11 protein-coding genes are annotated in these 13,943 nt (G+C 72.1%); 8 read left to right on the plus strand and 3 right to left on the minus strand.

Annotated features, from left to right (window positions below; all coding sequences use genetic code 11):
• Positions 1-145: 145 nt before the first annotated feature.
• From groES to POL72_RS24595, 4 genes are all read left to right on the plus strand, one after another.
• Entirely contained in the window at positions 146-445 is a 300-nt protein-coding gene (groES, locus tag POL72_RS24580) for a co-chaperone GroES (RefSeq protein WP_272097991.1), read from the plus strand.
• A gap of 68 nt (positions 446-513) precedes the next feature.
• Positions 514-2,202, plus strand: a complete 1,689-nt coding sequence (gene groL, locus POL72_RS24585; RefSeq protein ID WP_272097992.1) for a chaperonin GroEL — start codon at positions 514-516, stop codon at positions 2,200-2,202.
• Between the two features lie 196 nt (positions 2,203-2,398).
• On the plus strand, positions 2,399-3,055 hold the full coding sequence (locus tag POL72_RS24590; protein WP_272097993.1) for a Crp/Fnr family transcriptional regulator: 657 nt from the start codon (positions 2,399-2,401) through the stop codon (positions 3,053-3,055).
• Positions 3,056-3,059: 4 nt separating this feature from the next.
• Positions 3,060-3,827, plus strand: coding sequence for an MBL fold metallo-hydrolase (locus tag POL72_RS24595; RefSeq protein ID WP_272097994.1), 768 nt, complete (start codon positions 3,060-3,062; stop codon positions 3,825-3,827).
• 199 nt (positions 3,828-4,026) lie between these two features.
• Here POL72_RS24595 and POL72_RS24600 read toward each other — a convergent pair whose 3' ends face one another.
• From POL72_RS24600 to POL72_RS24610, 3 genes are all read right to left on the minus strand, one after another.
• Positions 4,027-4,845 carry a PP2C family protein-serine/threonine phosphatase gene (locus tag POL72_RS24600; protein WP_012235416.1) on the minus strand — a complete coding sequence of 273 codons (819 nt, stop codon included), beginning with the start codon at positions 4,843-4,845 and terminating at the stop codon, positions 4,027-4,029.
• Positions 4,846-5,083: 238 nt separating this feature from the next.
• Positions 5,084-6,721: an FAD-dependent oxidoreductase gene (locus POL72_RS24605; RefSeq protein WP_272097995.1), complete on the minus strand. Its 1,638-nt coding sequence runs from the start codon at positions 6,719-6,721 to the stop codon at positions 5,084-5,086.
• 4 nt (positions 6,722-6,725) lie between these two features.
• Positions 6,726-8,330 (minus strand): polyamine aminopropyltransferase, encoded by a 1,605-nt coding sequence (locus POL72_RS24610; RefSeq protein WP_272097996.1) that lies wholly within the window; start codon positions 8,328-8,330, stop codon positions 6,726-6,728.
• 251 nt (positions 8,331-8,581) lie between these two features.
• Here POL72_RS24610 and POL72_RS24615 point away from each other — a divergent pair, with 251 nt between their 5' ends.
• From POL72_RS24615 to POL72_RS24630, 4 genes are all read left to right on the plus strand, one after another.
• Positions 8,582-10,054: a DUF4178 domain-containing protein gene (locus POL72_RS24615; protein ID WP_272097997.1), complete on the plus strand. Its 1,473-nt coding sequence runs from the start codon at positions 8,582-8,584 to the stop codon at positions 10,052-10,054.
• Between the two features lie 310 nt (positions 10,055-10,364).
• Positions 10,365-10,673, plus strand: a complete 309-nt coding sequence (locus POL72_RS24620; protein ID WP_272097998.1) for a hypothetical protein — start codon at positions 10,365-10,367, stop codon at positions 10,671-10,673.
• Between the two features lie 156 nt (positions 10,674-10,829).
• Positions 10,830-11,933, plus strand: coding sequence for a hypothetical protein (locus POL72_RS24625; protein ID WP_272097999.1), 1,104 nt, complete (start codon positions 10,830-10,832; stop codon positions 11,931-11,933).
• Positions 11,930-13,900, plus strand: coding sequence for a S8/S53 family peptidase (locus tag POL72_RS24630; protein ID WP_272098000.1), 1,971 nt, complete (start codon positions 11,930-11,932; stop codon positions 13,898-13,900). Before POL72_RS24625 ends, POL72_RS24630 begins: the two co-directional genes overlap by 4 nt.
• The last annotated feature ends 43 nt before the right edge of the window (positions 13,901-13,943 follow it).

Consider the following 13,943-nt stretch of genomic DNA (forward strand, 5'->3'; position numbering starts at 1 on the left):
TAGCCACCGGCCTAGGAGAGTGCCAAGACACTGCGATCTCGGGCACTTAGCTCTTGTCGTGCGGGCGGAATGCCCCAGCGGGGGGGCGAACGGGACCTCCGGCGAGCCGATGGTCAGTCAACAAGCCGAGGACGAGGGAGCCAGCATGAAAATCAGGCCGCTGCAGGATCGGATTGTCGTCAAGCGCGTCGAGAGCGAGACGAAGACCAAGGGGGGCATCATCATCCCCGACGCCGCGAAGGAGAAGCCGATCGAGGGGCGCGTCGTCGCGGTGGGCAACGGCAAGGTCCTGAAGGACGGCAAGGTTCGCCCGCTCGATGTGAAGGTCGGGGACAAGGTGCTGTTCGGCAAGTACAGCGGCACCGAGGTGAAGCTCGACGGCGAGGAGCACGTGCTCATCCGCGAGGACGACGTGCTCGCCGTGACCGAGTCCGCCGCGACGTGAACAAGGCCTGAGGCAACCGAACGCAAGCGTTTGCACACGCGGCCGCGCGGCCGCGAGGGGATTGAGACATGGCTGCGAAGCAGATCGTTTTTAGCCGCGGCGCCCGCGCCGCGATCCTCAAGGGCGTGAACACGCTCGCCGATGCGGTCAAGGTGACCCTCGGGCCGAAGGGGCGGAACGTCGTCATCGAGAAGAGCTGGGGCTCCCCGGTCGTGACGAAGGACGGCGTCACGGTCGCCAAGGAGGTCGAGCTCGCCGGCAAGCTCGAGAACATGGGCGCCCAGATGGTGCGCGAGGTCGCCTCGAAGACCAGCGACAAGGCGGGCGACGGCACGACGACGGCGACGGTGCTGGCGCAGGCGATCTTCGGCGAGGGCCTCAAGCTCGTCGAGGCCGGCCACAACCCGATGGACCTGAAGCGCGGCATCGACGCGGCGGTCGCGAAGGTCATCGAGGCCGTGCAGAAGGCCGCCAAGCCGACCAAGGACAAGGACCAGATCGCCCAGGTCGCCACGGTCAGCGCCAACGGCGACAAGGAGATCGGCCAGATCCTCGCCGACGCTATGGAGAAGGTCGGCAAGGAGGGCGTGATCACGGTCGAGGAGAACAAGCGTATGACGACGGAGCTCGAGACCGTCGACGGCATGCAGTTCGACCGCGGCTACCTCTCGCCCTACTTCGTGACCGACCCCGAGAAGATGACCGCGGTGCTCACGAACCCGCTCATCCTCGTGCACGAGAAGAAGATCTCGGCCATGGCCGACCTCCTGCCGCTGCTCGAGCAGGTGGTGAAGCAGGGACGCGAGCTGCTCATCCTCTCCGAGGACATCGAGGGTGAGGCGCTCGCCACGCTCGTCGTGAACAAGCTGCGCGGCACGATCAAGGTCGCCGCCGTGAAGGCGCCCGGCTTCGGCGATCGCCGCAAGGACATGCTGAAGGACATCGCCATCCTCACGGGCGCGACGCCGTTCATGGAGGACCTCGGCCAGAAGCTCGAGAGCGCCACGGTGCGCGATCTCGGGACGGCCAAGCGCGTCGAGATCGACAAGGACAACACGGTCATCGTCGACGGCCAGGGCGACAAGGGCGCCATCAAGGGCCGCATCGAGGCGATCCGCAAGCAGATCGCGGACACGGCGAGCGACTACGATCGCGAGAAGCTCCAGGAGCGGCTCGCGAAGCTCGCCGGCGGCGTCGCGGTGGTGAAGGTCGGCGCGGCGACCGAGACCGAGATGAAGGAGAAGAAGGCGCGCGTCGAGGACGCGCTGCACGCGACCCGCGCGGCCGTCGAAGAAGGCATCGTGGTCGGCGGCGGCGTGGCCCTCTTCCGGGCGGCCGCCTCGCTGGAGTCGCTCAAGTTCAACGACGAGCGCGACGTCGGCGTGCGGCTCGTGCGCCGCGCCGTCGAGGCGCCGCTCCGCCAGATCGCCCAGAACGCGGGGGTCGACGGGACGGTGGTCGCGGAGAAGGTCCGGTCGGGCGCGCCGACGTTCGGCTACAACGCCGCGACCGACGCGTACGAGGACCTGCTCGCCGGCGGCGTCATCGATCCGGCCAAGGTCGTGCGGCACGCGCTCTCCAACGCGGCCAGCGTCGCCGCGCTGATGCTCACGACCGAGGCCCTCGTCGCCGAGAAGCCCAAGAAGGAGAAGGCCGCTGGCGGCGGCGCTCCCGGCGGCATGGGCGGCATGGGGGGTATGGGCGGCATGGGGGGTATGGGCGGCATGGGCGGCATGGGCGACTTCGACATGGGTTGATCGCCTGTCCGCGCCGCTCTCGGGCTGCCGCCGCCTCCGCGCGGCGCCGGCCCGCTGAGCGCGCTGCTCCCGACGAAGCGGGCCGAGGGGTCCTCCAAAGCATGGTGGCTTGGGGGGCCCCTCGAGTTTTGTGAGGGCCAGCGCTCTTGCCCGGGTTTTTGACCCGCGGTCACGTGGGGCGCTAGACTCCCGGGCAATGTCGGAGTCGTCGTTCGCCCGCTATGGCCGCGAGTACGTGCCGGGCGACGTGCTCTTTCGTGAGGGGGACTCCGGCGACGTCATGTTCGTCATCCAGTCGGGCGCCGTGCGGATCACGAAGTCGGTCGCCGGCGAGGACAAGGTGCTCGCCGTGCTCGGGCCCGGCGAGTTCGTCGGCGAGATGGCGATCTTGAACGGCAAGCCCCGGAACGCGACGGCCACCGTGAGCGAGCCGTCCCGCTGCCTCGTGATCGACGCGCGGAAGCTGGAGATCATGCTGCAGCGCGACGTCGAGATAGCGCTCCGTCTCCTCAAGAAGCTGGCGAAGCGGCTCGACGCGGCGAACTCGCTCGTCGAGATCCTCATGCACCGTGACCCGAAGGCGCGCGTGATGCTCGCGCTCGCGCGTCACGCCGAGGCCTTCGGGGAGGAGACGCCTGAAGGCATACGCGTCCGCTCCTCTCCCGAGGACATCGCGCGCGAGGTCGACGTCGAGCAAGAGACGGTGGACGAGGTGATGAAGCGGCTCCGCCGGCTGAGGCTCCTCTCGTACGGGCCGCCTGCACCCGCGGCGATCATGGTGACCGACATGCGCAGGTTCCGGGATTTCATCGAGTTCCTGGACATGCCGCAGAAGTTCGGCGGAGAGAGCTGAACCAGTGGAGCTGCGTGTCATCGGCTGCCACGGCGGTGAGACCCCCAGGCATCGCACGTGCGCGTTCGTCGTGGACGACGTCCTCGCGATCGACGCCGGCTCGCTGACGAGCGGGCTCGAGGTGAAGGACCAGGCGCGGATCGAGGCGTGCCTCGTGAGCCATGCGCACCTCGATCACATCCGCGACCTGGCCACGATCGCGGACAACCGTTGCCAGCTCGGGTGCCCGCCGCTCGTGATCGCGGGCACGCGCGAGACGCTGCGCACGCTCAAGAAGCACTTCTTCAACAACGTGCTCTGGCCCGATTTCGCGGTGATCCCGAGCGCCGGGCAGCCGACCATCCAGTACCTCGAGCTCAAGCCGGAGCGCCCCACGCCGGTCGCCGGGCGGCTCGTGCGGGCGGTCCACGTGACGCACACGATCGACGCGTCGGCGTTCGTGATCGAAGGGGACGGCGGCGCGATCGCGTACAGCGGCGACACCGGGCCCACGGAGCGGCTGTGGGAGGTGCTGAACCAGCAGCAGGACCTCCGCGCGCTGCTGATGGAGGTCAGCTTCCCCAACCGGGAGCAGCGCCTCGCCACCGTGAGCGGCCACCACACGCCGCAGACGCTCGCCGTCGAGCTCCAGAAGTTCCGCGCGCCGAGGGATCTGCCGACGATGCTCTACCACATCAAGCCGGTCTTCCAGGCCGAGGTGGAGCGCGAGTGCGCCGCGCTGAAGGGGCTGAACCTGGAGGTCCTTCAGCTCATGGATCACTTCGTCCTGTAGCCGACGCGTCGCCGACGCATCGGCGCGGGGCGTCGTGCGCGCGGGTGATGGCAGCGCTGCGCTCGGCGGGAGCGCGGCGCCGAGCTGCCCGGCCCGAGGGGGATAGCTCGATGCCCCGAGCGAGAGCGCACCGCGCAGGAGGTGAGGCCTGCGCGGCGGCGGCGGGAGCCCGCGCGCAACCGCAGCACGGCGGCGCGGGCTAGCGGCTTTCCTGCGTGGGCTCGTCGTTGAAGGGGCGCTTGCCGTCGGGCACCTCTTCGACGCGGGCGAGGACGACCGTGATGTTGTCGGTGCCGCCGAAGTAGTTCGCCCGATCGATGAGCGCCTTGCACGCAGCGTCCAGCGAGCCGCTGGACATCACGAGCTCGAGGATCTGATCGTCGCTCACCAGCCCGGACAGGCCGTCCGAGCAGAGGAGGTACACGTCACCGTGCCGCGTCTCGTCCGTCACGAGATCGACGAGGACGTCCTCGCGGATGCCGAGCGCGCGCGTGATGACGTTGGCCGGAAGCTGCCGGACCTCCTCCTCGGTCATCCACGGGGCCATGTGCGCCGCGTCGCTGACGAGCGAGTGGTCGCGGGTCAGCTGCGTGATCTGGCTGTCGCGCAGGCGATAGCAGCGGCTGTCCCCGACGTGACCCACCGTCACGTGCTCGGCGTCCTTGGAGAACATCGCCGCCACGATCGTCGTGCCCATGCCGAAGTCGGCGAGCGTCTTCAGCGAGCGATCGAAGATGCGCCGGTTCGCCAGCCTGAGGCCGGTGACGACGTAGTTCTCCTCCTCGGTCAGGTTCGGATCGGCAGGGAAGGGCCAGGTGGCGTCCCTCCCCACCGTCACGGACAGGAAGTCCGAGAGCGTGCTCACGGCAAGCTGGCTCGCGACATCGCCCGAGCGGTGTCCGCCCATTCCATCCGCCACGGCCACGACACGGTACTCCTCGCTGACGAGGAGGTTGTCCTCATTGTGGTCCCGGAGGAGCCCGGTATCCGTCATCCCGGCAAACCGGGTCCGCAACATGGGCAGAGAGTAGACGCGGAGCAGGGGGGCAGCGCAAGTTCAAGGCGAGGGCAAAGCTGAAATCCTGGGCCGGATCTCCCACAGCGACCGCTCCATGGCCGCCGGAAGCGGCCGGCGGCAGGGGTGGAGGACCGTTCCGGAGGCGCTCGCTCGCCGGACGCACTTTGCTCTTGAAAGATGAGAGAGGACGTGGGGTTCCTCGCGGAGCGGCGCGCGCCGAGGCGACGGGCGCTCGAGCTCAGAGCCAGCTCTCGCCGATCGCGATCCCCGCCGAGGCCGCGATCGTCTCGGCGGCGCGCACGCCGCAGGCGTGCGCCTCCTCGAAGAGCGCCATCCCCGGCTGATCGACGTGAGCCCAGGCGACGCGCTCGGAGAGCGCGCAGCGCGGCTCGAACGGCCGCGGGCCGAGGAAGCCGGGGCGCGGGCGCGGCATCGCGTGACCCCAGATCATGACGTCCATCCGCTCGACGTCGTCGCGCAGGTGCGGGTGCGCCGGCGCGAGGTCGCGCAGCACGCCGTCGGCGAGCGACTCCCACGGCGCGCGGAGCAGCGCCGCGCGCGCGGCGGCCACGTCCGGCCCGCCGAAGGCGCGGTAGTAGGTCAGCACGGTGCGCTGCACCGGCGTCTCGAGGCGCGATCGCTGCATCGTCGCCGCCGCGAGATCGGTGAGCTGGTGGCGCGCGTCGACGTAGCCGAGCCCCTCGGCGCCGTAGAGGACGGAATCCCACGCGTGGTTGGGGTCGATCGGCCGCTCGACGTGCAGGTTCGCCACGAGCCACGCCGACGCGATCCGCTCCGGCAGGCCGCCCGCTGCGCTCCCCGCGAAGATCCGGCGCACGACGAACGCCGGCGCCGCGAGGATGGCCGCGCGGGCCTCGATACGGCGCGCCTCGCCGCGCTGCACGTCGACGTAGTCGATCTCGACGCGGCCGCCCGGCTGCGGGCGCACCGACGTGACGAGCGCGCCGAGCGACACGCGCGGCGCCGCGCGCTCGAGCAGCGCCTTCACGAGCCGGCCGTTGCCCTCGGGCCAGACGAGGTAGCGGCTGCCCGCGAGCTCCGGCGCGCGCGCCTTGCGCCCCGCGAAGTAGTGCAGCCCCGCCCAGGCCGAGATCTCCTCGGGCGCGCCGCCGAAGTCGTCGAGCATCGCGTAGCGCACGTACCAGCGAAGGAACGGCGTGCGGTACCCCTCGCGATCGAGCCACGCCGCCATGCTCATCCGGTCGAGCTGGAGGAGCTCGGGGTCGCGCGAGGAGCGTTCGAGCGGGATCTGGAACGCCGGGCGCCCGTCGCTGCCGGTGAGCTCCGTGAGCTCCTCCTCGAACGCATGAAACCTCTCGAGCTCGTCCAGCGCCTCGCTCGAGAGCGCGTCGAGCGGCGCGAGGCCGCTGTGCCACGCGCCCTCGTAGAACAGCCGCTCGCCCGGCGCGTGGCACAGCCGCCGCGGATCGAACGTGGGGCGCCCCGCCGCGTCCCACCCGGTGACGACGCCCATCTGCTCGAGCAGGCGCAGCGTCGCGCGCGCCTCGACGTTCGGCGCGGCGAGGTAGTGCGCGCCCCACGGGTACGGCACGACGCCGTCGTCGCCCCACGCGCTCGTGCCGCCTGGCCTCGGCTCGAGCTCGAGGACCCGCAGATCGAGCCCGGCACCGGCGAGCCGCCACGCGGCCGACAACCCGCTCACCCCGCCGCCGACGATCACGACGTCCGCGCGCTCGGCGGGGCCGCTCGCCGCGGGCAGCGGGCCGCCGCGGAGCAGGTGGCCCGCGCCGTGGGCCGCGCCGACGATCTCGCCGGCGAGCGGCGCGCGCCCGGGCGAGGCCGTGTGCACGACCCAGCCCGCGGCCACGGAGCTCAGGAAGCCGCGGCGGTTCACCGGATCACCGGGTCCACTCGGCCCACTCGCGCGTGTACACGGAGACGAGCTTCTGGTCGTTCAGCCGGTTGATCGGCGCCTCGACGCGGCCGAGATCGCGAGGGAACCGGAAGAGCTCCGGCAGGCCGCTCGAGTCGAGGTAGCGGAGCCTCGACGGATCGATCCGGAGGGCGCCTGGCGCGGCGAGCCCCTCGCCGCCCGCCAGGATGAAGCCCCACTCGCCGAAGCTCGGAACGTAGACGTGGAGCGGCGCGGTCTTGAAGCCGGCCGCCTCGAGCGTCGTCACGACGCACCAGAACGACTCGCGCGCGTAGTGAGGCGACGTCGCCTGGACGACGGCGAGCCCGCGCACGGAGAGCCGCTGCCGGAGCAGGTGATAGAACGCGTCCGTGTACAGCTTGCCGACGGCGTAGTTGCCCGGATCGGGGAAGTCGACGATCGCGAGATCGAACGACTCGGTCGACTCCTCGAGGTACTTGAACGCGTCCTCGTTGCGGACGGCGACGCGCGGGTCGCGGAGCGAGCCCTGGTTCAGCTCCGCGGCGAGCGGCAGATCGCGGAAGGCGCCGGTGACCGCGCCGTCCAGGTCGACGAGCAGGATCTGCTCGACCGACGGGTAACGGAGCAGCTCGCGCGCTGCGAGCCCGTCGCCGCCGCCGAGGATCAGCGCGCGCCGCGGCTCGCGCCCCAGCGCGGCGACGGCCGGGTGCACGAGCACCTCGTGGTACCGGTGCTCGTCGTCCGACGAGAACTGGAGGTTGCCGTTCAGGAAGAGGCGCGTCGTGCGCGGGCTCCTCGTGATGACGAGGCGCTGGTAGGGCGACTGCGCCGCGTAGACGATGGGCGCCCCGAAATAGAGCGCCTCCGAGCGCTCGACGAACCGCGAGACGAGCGCGAAGGCGACCCCGAGCCCAGCGATCACGATCAGGCAGAGCGCCCGCAGCCGGACGACGACGGCGCGATCGAGGGGGAACAGGAACGTGCTCGTGATCGCGACGGCCGCGTTGAGCATGCCGAAGAACAGGCTCGTCTGGTGGATCCCGAGGCGCGGCAAGAGGAGCGAGGGGAAGAGCAGGCTCGCGGCCAGCGCGCCGATGTAGTCGAGCGTGAGCACGCGCGCGACGAGCCGCTTGAGATCGAGCGAGAAGTTGAGCAGCCGGATGAGCAGCGGGATCTCGAGCCCCACGAGCACCCCGATGAGCAGCACGAGCGAGTAGAGCAGCGCGCGGAACGAACCGAGCGCCGTGTACACCCGGAAGAGCATCGGCGCGGAGAGCCCCCCGACGAGTGCGAGGCCGAGCTCGATCTCGACGAAGCGCTCGAGGAGCCGGCTCTCGATGTACTGGGAGAGGTACGAGCCGATCCCCATCGCGAACAGGTAAAGGCCGATGACGAAGCTGAACTGCGTCACCGAGTCGCCGAGGACGTAGCTCGCGAGCGTGCCGGTGATGAGCTCGTAGACGAGCCCCGACGTGGCGATGACGAACACGCTCGCGAGGAGCGCCGGGTGCACGAGCCGGGGCAGCGGCTGCGCAGCAGGAAAGGGCGCCGGAGCGTCCCCGGGAGGGGCGCCCCGAGCTCCCGCAGGGCTCTCCTCGGTGGCCGGCATCGGCGCGGTCCTAGCACCGCTCGCGCTGGACCACAGCCTGTTCGGGCTCGCCGGCGCGCTGGTGAGCTCTGGCGAGCGTCCGCGCGCTGACGAGCTGCGGCGTGCGGCGTGTGCGGTACGCACGACGTGCTCCGTGCGACGTGCGACGTGCGACGTGCGACGTGCGACGTGCGACGTGCTGCGTGTGATGTCGACGAGCGCACCTGAAACGCTTCCTCTTCCGTCGTCGAGGCTTCTAGTATGGTGCTCGCGTGAGCACGCCCTTCGACCGAGCAGCCGCGTGCCCCTCCTGCGGCGCGCCGATCACGTTTCGCTTCGCGGGCGCGATGGCGCAGGTGTGCAAGCACTGCAAGTTCGTCGTCGCGCGCACCGATCGGGACCTCCGCGCCGTCGGGCGCGTCGCCGACTTGGTCGATATACCAACGCCCCTCCAGCTCGGCGTCACCGGGCGCTGGGGCAACGAGCCGTTCGTTGTCGACGGCCGCGTCCAGCTCGATCGGGCCAGCGCGCCGGGCGCGCCCTGGCAGGAGATCTTCATCGCGTTCCCGGCCAGCGGTCGCTGGACGTGGGTCGCCTTCGCTCAGGGGCGCTGGTACGCCACCACCGAGGCGCCGCTCCCGCTGAACGGGCTGCCGCAGTGGAGCTCCCTCCAGCCGGGCGGCCGTGTCCACCTCGAGGGGCACGGCATGTTCACCGTCGTCGAGGTCGGCAGCCGGCGCGTGATCTCCGCCGAAGGAGAGATGCCCTACGTCGCCGCGCCGGGCGTGGTGACGGGCTTCGTCGACATCGCTGGGCCGAGGGGCGAGTTCGGGACGCTCGACTACGGCGACGGGCGGATGATCCCGCCCAAGCTCTACCTGGGCCGGCAGATCGACCCGGCCGTGATGAAGCTCGACACCGGCGCCCCTGTGGACCAGCCCACAGCGCAGGTGTCGGCCGTCGCGTGCCCGAACTGCGGCGGCAACCTTCCGCTCGCCGCGCCCGGCACCACGGAGCGCATCGTCTGCCGGTACTGCGGTACGGCGAGCGACCTCACGAAGGGCGCGCTCGTCGCGCTCGGCCAGGTCCCACGGCCGCCCATGGAGCCGTACGTCCCGCTCGGCGCCGAGGGCCAGCTCCGCGGCACGCGCGTGCTCTGCATCGGCTTCGTCATCCGGGGCTGCACGGTGGAGGGCGAGCGCTACCGCTGGCGGGAGTACCTGCTCTACGGCGGGCCGAGCGTCGGCTACCTGTGGCTGATGGAAGAGGACGGCGCGTGGCAGCTCGTGACGCCTCTCTCACCCGGCGAGGTCCAGCCGATGGGCTCGACGGCGAGCTATCAAGGGCGGACGTACGCGCTCAAGCAGAGCGTCCACGCCGAGGTGGAATACGTCATCGGCGAGTTCTACTGGAAGGTCGAGATCGGCGAGGCGGTGCAGGCCACGGAGTACGAGGGCGAAGGCGGCAAGGTCAGCATCGAGCAGGCCCCGACCGAGGTGAGCGTGTCATTCTGCTCACCGCTTCCAGGGAAGGAGCTCGCCGCCGCCTTCCACCTGCCGCCCCCGCCGAGCCCCTCGTTCGGCGGCGGGACGAGCGCCAGCGCCGGCACGGTCGTCGTCATCGTCGTCGTCCTGATCGTCGTCCTCCTCATTCTCATCGCGCTCAGCGACTGCGGTGGGGGCGGCGGCGGCGTCATCTTCATTCCGAGCGGGGGGGGCAGCCCGAGCTTCGGCGGTGGGAAGTGATCCAGTTTCACTGCTCTATTCGGTTGCGTATGAAATAAACGGCCTGCGTCGGTGCGTCTTTTGCGATCCCGGCTGGTGTCGTGTCGGGCACGAGCAGCGCTGGACATGTCTATGTCCACCTCCGTGGAAAGGCGACATCGCGTCGAGCGGAGCGGTCGGATTCGGGCAGATGATGGTCGGTTTCGGGTATCGACCGCCGCCGGCCGCCGCTGGCGATCGAATGATTTCAATGGCTTACGCGCTGGCCACCGGCGGCCCGTGACGTGCAATGTGCCGTCCGACGCCGGCGGTGGGCCGGCGGCGGAGGCCCATGCAAACCGTGAATTCGATCGACCCGCACGCACAGCTGCGTGCGCTCTACATCTCGCTGCTCCGAAACCAGGAGTACTTCGACGAGTTCAAGCAGTTGCTCGCCCTCTACGTCGTCGCGCCCGAGGCAGACGAGGAGCCGGTGGACGCGGCCAGGATCCGCGCGCAGCTCAACGGCCGCATCCGCTCCTGGATCGGCGGCTTCTTTGATGGGCTGAGCGCCTCCCAGGTGCTCCAGTGGCGCGCGATCGTGGTCGAGGAGCGCTTCAACGTGTGCCTGTCGCCCTGGAAGGAGTCGAACGTCTATTGATGCTGCGGCGCAGGCGACAGGCGGGGTTGCACCGCCATCGGCGTACGTCTCACCGGCGCGGCTCTGCCCCGGCGCCATCTACCGGCGCCCGGAGCGCGCCGCGCACCGCGAGCGCCGAGCCCGGCGCGGCGCGCCGGGCGATGGAGGTGCCCGCGCATGGATGACGCCCTCTGGGTGGACGAGCTCTACAAGGCGTTCTGGCGGACCCTCCCCGGGATGCTGCACGCCGACGCGCAGGGGCTGGCCTACACGCTCGGCCTGTCCCCGTCGCGCGACGTGCCCTGGAGCGCCGTGTTCAGCAACGAGATCACGCTGGCCGCGCCCGCGCTGCTCGCGGAGGCCATGCCGGGCGTCCGCGGGGCCACGGTACAGGACGCGCTGCTCGCGCACATGCTCGCCGTCATCGAGGCGTTCGGCACCGATCGCATCAAGGACAAGCAGGTCCGCCCGACCTGGCAGCTCGAGGCCATCCTGGCGCACGCTCGGCGGGCGCGCGACGACGCGCTCCGCCGCGTCGCGCCAGGCGTCGACGACCCGGCCATCGATTTCGCGCGCGCGGACGACGCGACGCTGTTCGCCATCGAGACCGAGCGCAGCCTCCTGGCGAGCGGCGGGCCCGCCGGCTTCAGCCGCTACTACGCGCTCTCCCTCGGCAAGCAGAGCGTCGGCTTCCCGGCGTCGATCGCCCTCGCGCACGCCGCCGGCTGGAACGCCGAGCGGCGCGAAGTGCTCGCGCGGCTGCTGTCGTCGGTGTGGCTCGGGCTGCAGCTCCACGACGACGTCATGGACTGGCAGGACGACTACCAGCGAGGCGGCGCCTGGGCCGTCGTCCTGGCCTCGGAGCTCCGATCGCGCGCGCACGGAGAGCCCCAGGCCGAAGAGCGCGATCGGGAGCGCGCCTCGGAGCCGCGCCACCGCGGTGCCGTCGCGTACGGGCCGCTCGGCACGCCGCCCTGGGGGATCGCGGTGACGCCGAAGGCGCAGAGCGAGCCGCCGATCCCCGACGCGCCCTCGTCCCTGCTCCCCGTCCGCCGGATCGTCCTCGAGTCCGGCGTCCTCGCGGCGATGCTCGACGGCGAGCGCCGGTGCTTCCGCGCCGCGCGGCGGCGGGCCGCCGTGCTCGGCGCTCGCCGCGTCGCGGCCTGGGCGGAGGGGAGGGAGGGGCAAGCCCAGGAGCTCGCGCGGTGCGAGGCCGAGAGCCCCGGCTTCGCCAACCGCGCCCACGCGCTCAACGCCTGGGCCAAGGCCGTGCTGGCATGAGCCGCGGCCGCGGCGCGGCCGCGCGAGGGGGGGCGGGCTCTCCGGAGGAGGGGTCCGCGCGCGCGCGTCCGGCGCCCGGCCGCAAGAGCGCGCCGCCTCCCGCGTCGTCGGCCGCGCCGAGGACGCGCCCGCGGCGCCCGCCGTGGGACTTCGGCTATGCCCCGGTCCCCACCGCCGCCGGCGACGACGACGGTGGTCCCCTCGACGTCGTCGTCGCCTCGCGGTGCCCCGTCGCGCCCGACGCGGTCGCCGAGGCGCTCGGGGAGCGCTGGTCTGGCGTCGCGGTCGAGCGCGTCATCGAGCGGACGCCCATCTTCTGGCTCCGCGTCCGATCCCCCGATCGCGGGCGGCGCGCGGACGTCGTCGCGGCGCTCTCGGCCGCGGCGCTGCCGGTGCGCTACGTCGCGTCGGCCCGGCGCCCGAGCGCCGCCGTCGCCCCCCGCTTCGACGCGGCCGCCGGCGCCGCGGCGCGCCCCGAGGGGTGGAAAGCGCGCGGCGCGTCGGACGAGGACGAGCCCGTCACCCCTGGCCGCTGGTTCCTGCGCGACGAGGGCGGCGGGATCGGCGTCGATCGCCGCCGTTGCGGGGGCGGCGCCGGGATGCGCCTCGGGGTCATCGACGACGACGCCTGGACGGCCGACGAGCTCGGCCTCGAGCGCGAGGTGCTCGTCATGATGGAGCAGCCGCCGCGCAGCCAGGCGCACGGCGCGTTCATGGTCGCGTGGGCCGTCGGGGGCCGTCGCCCCGGCGGGTTCCGCGGCGTCGCGCCGGACGCGTCGCCCCGGCTCTACCTGATCCCGAAGCCTGGATCGTGCGTCCTCGCCCTGCCGGTCGCGATCGTCCAGGCGGTCAGCGACGGCGCCGACGTCGTTGTGTGCGCCGCGTACGTCGAGGGCTCGACGACGCCCATGCTCGACGACGCGCTCGAGTTCGCCGCCCGCCTCGGGCGCCGCGGCCGGGGCTGCCCCGTCGTGTTCCCCACCGGCCGCGAGGCCTCGAGCCCTCCCGAGTCGCTGCACGCGAGCTTCTCGCTCGGGTTCGGCGAGCCCGCGAGCGACCCGCGCGTGTTCTGCGTCGGTCCGGGCGCCCGCGGCGACGGGTGGTTCCTCTGGCGGGACCGCCGGGGGCGGAGTCGCCCCTTCGCCAACCGCGGCCCGGCGGTGCGGTGGCTCGCGCCAGGGGACGACCTCGCCTGCCCGCTGCCGTCCGCGTCCAGCGCGACCCCCGCGCTCGAGCGGCTCTGCCACGCCGAGTCGAGCGGGGCCTCGGCGCTCGCCGCGGGCTCGCTGCTCCTCATCCTGTCGCAGAACCCGTCGCTCCGCCTGCCCGAGCTCGACGCCCTCGTGATGCGCACGCTCGCCCCGGTGCCTCCCGCGGCGCCCGCGTCGGCCGAGCCGATCGCCGACCCGTGGGACGTGCTCCCCGACGGGCGCGATCGCGACGGCCACAACGCCAAGCACGGCTACGGCCGCATCGACGCCGGTCGAGCTTGCCTCGCCGCCGGAGATCCGATCGCGCTCGCGCTGGTGCTCATCGGCGAGGACGGCGCCGCGCGCATCTGGCACGACGTCCGCGCCGAGGGCCCGCTCCTCCGCCGCCTGTACTCGCGCCGCCTCGCGCGCTGGGCCGTCCGGGCGCTGCTCGCCGACCCGAGCCTCTGCCACGGCGTCTGCGCGCTCGTGCGCCACGCCCGCCTCACCGCGGGCGACCCCCGGCGCCGGCGCGCCCACGGCGCCGGCGCCGTGCTGCGGCAGCTCTCGCTCCTCGTCCGCGCCCTCGCGGCGAGCCGCGCGGCGCCGCCGCCCTCGCCGCGCGTGCGGGACGAGATCACCGCCGTGCTCGACCGGCTCGAGCGATCGGCGACCGACGCCGCCGCCGTCGCCGAGGTCGAGTCTCGCTTCGGAGCGCTGGCCGACGTCGTGTTCGCGGACGCCACGGACGGCGACGCGCACGAGGGCGCCGCCTGAGCGCGCTCCCGTCCCGCCGTGGGGTGATCCCGCTCTCATCTCC

It is taken from the genome of Sorangium aterium (genome assembly GCF_028368935.1).
Taxonomy (GTDB): domain Bacteria; phylum Myxococcota_A; class Polyangia; order Polyangiales; family Polyangiaceae; genus Sorangium; species Sorangium atrum.

Bases quoted from the DNA above. Each gene is read 5' to 3' on its own strand.
- groES (WP_272097991.1), top strand. From the start codon at position 146: ATGAAAATCAGGCCGCTGCAGGATCGGATTGTCGTCAAGCGCGTCGAG.
- groL (WP_272097992.1), top strand. From the start codon at position 514: ATGGCTGCGAAGCAGATCGTTTTTAGCCGCGGCGCCCGCGCCGCGATC.
- POL72_RS24590 (WP_272097993.1), top strand. From the start codon at position 2,399: ATGTCGGAGTCGTCGTTCGCCCGCTATGGCCGCGAGTACGTGCCGGGC.
- POL72_RS24600 (WP_012235416.1), bottom strand. From the start codon at position 4,845: ATGTTGCGGACCCGGTTTGCCGGGATGACGGATACCGGGCTCCTCCGG.
- POL72_RS24610 (WP_272097996.1), bottom strand. From the start codon at position 8,330: ATGCCGGCCACCGAGGAGAGCCCTGCGGGAGCTCGGGGCGCCCCTCCC.
- POL72_RS24620 (WP_272097998.1), top strand. From the start codon at position 10,365: ATGCAAACCGTGAATTCGATCGACCCGCACGCACAGCTGCGTGCGCTC.
- POL72_RS24625 (WP_272097999.1), top strand. From the start codon at position 10,830: ATGGATGACGCCCTCTGGGTGGACGAGCTCTACAAGGCGTTCTGGCGG.
- POL72_RS24630 (WP_272098000.1), top strand. From the start codon at position 11,930: ATGAGCCGCGGCCGCGGCGCGGCCGCGCGAGGGGGGGCGGGCTCTCCG.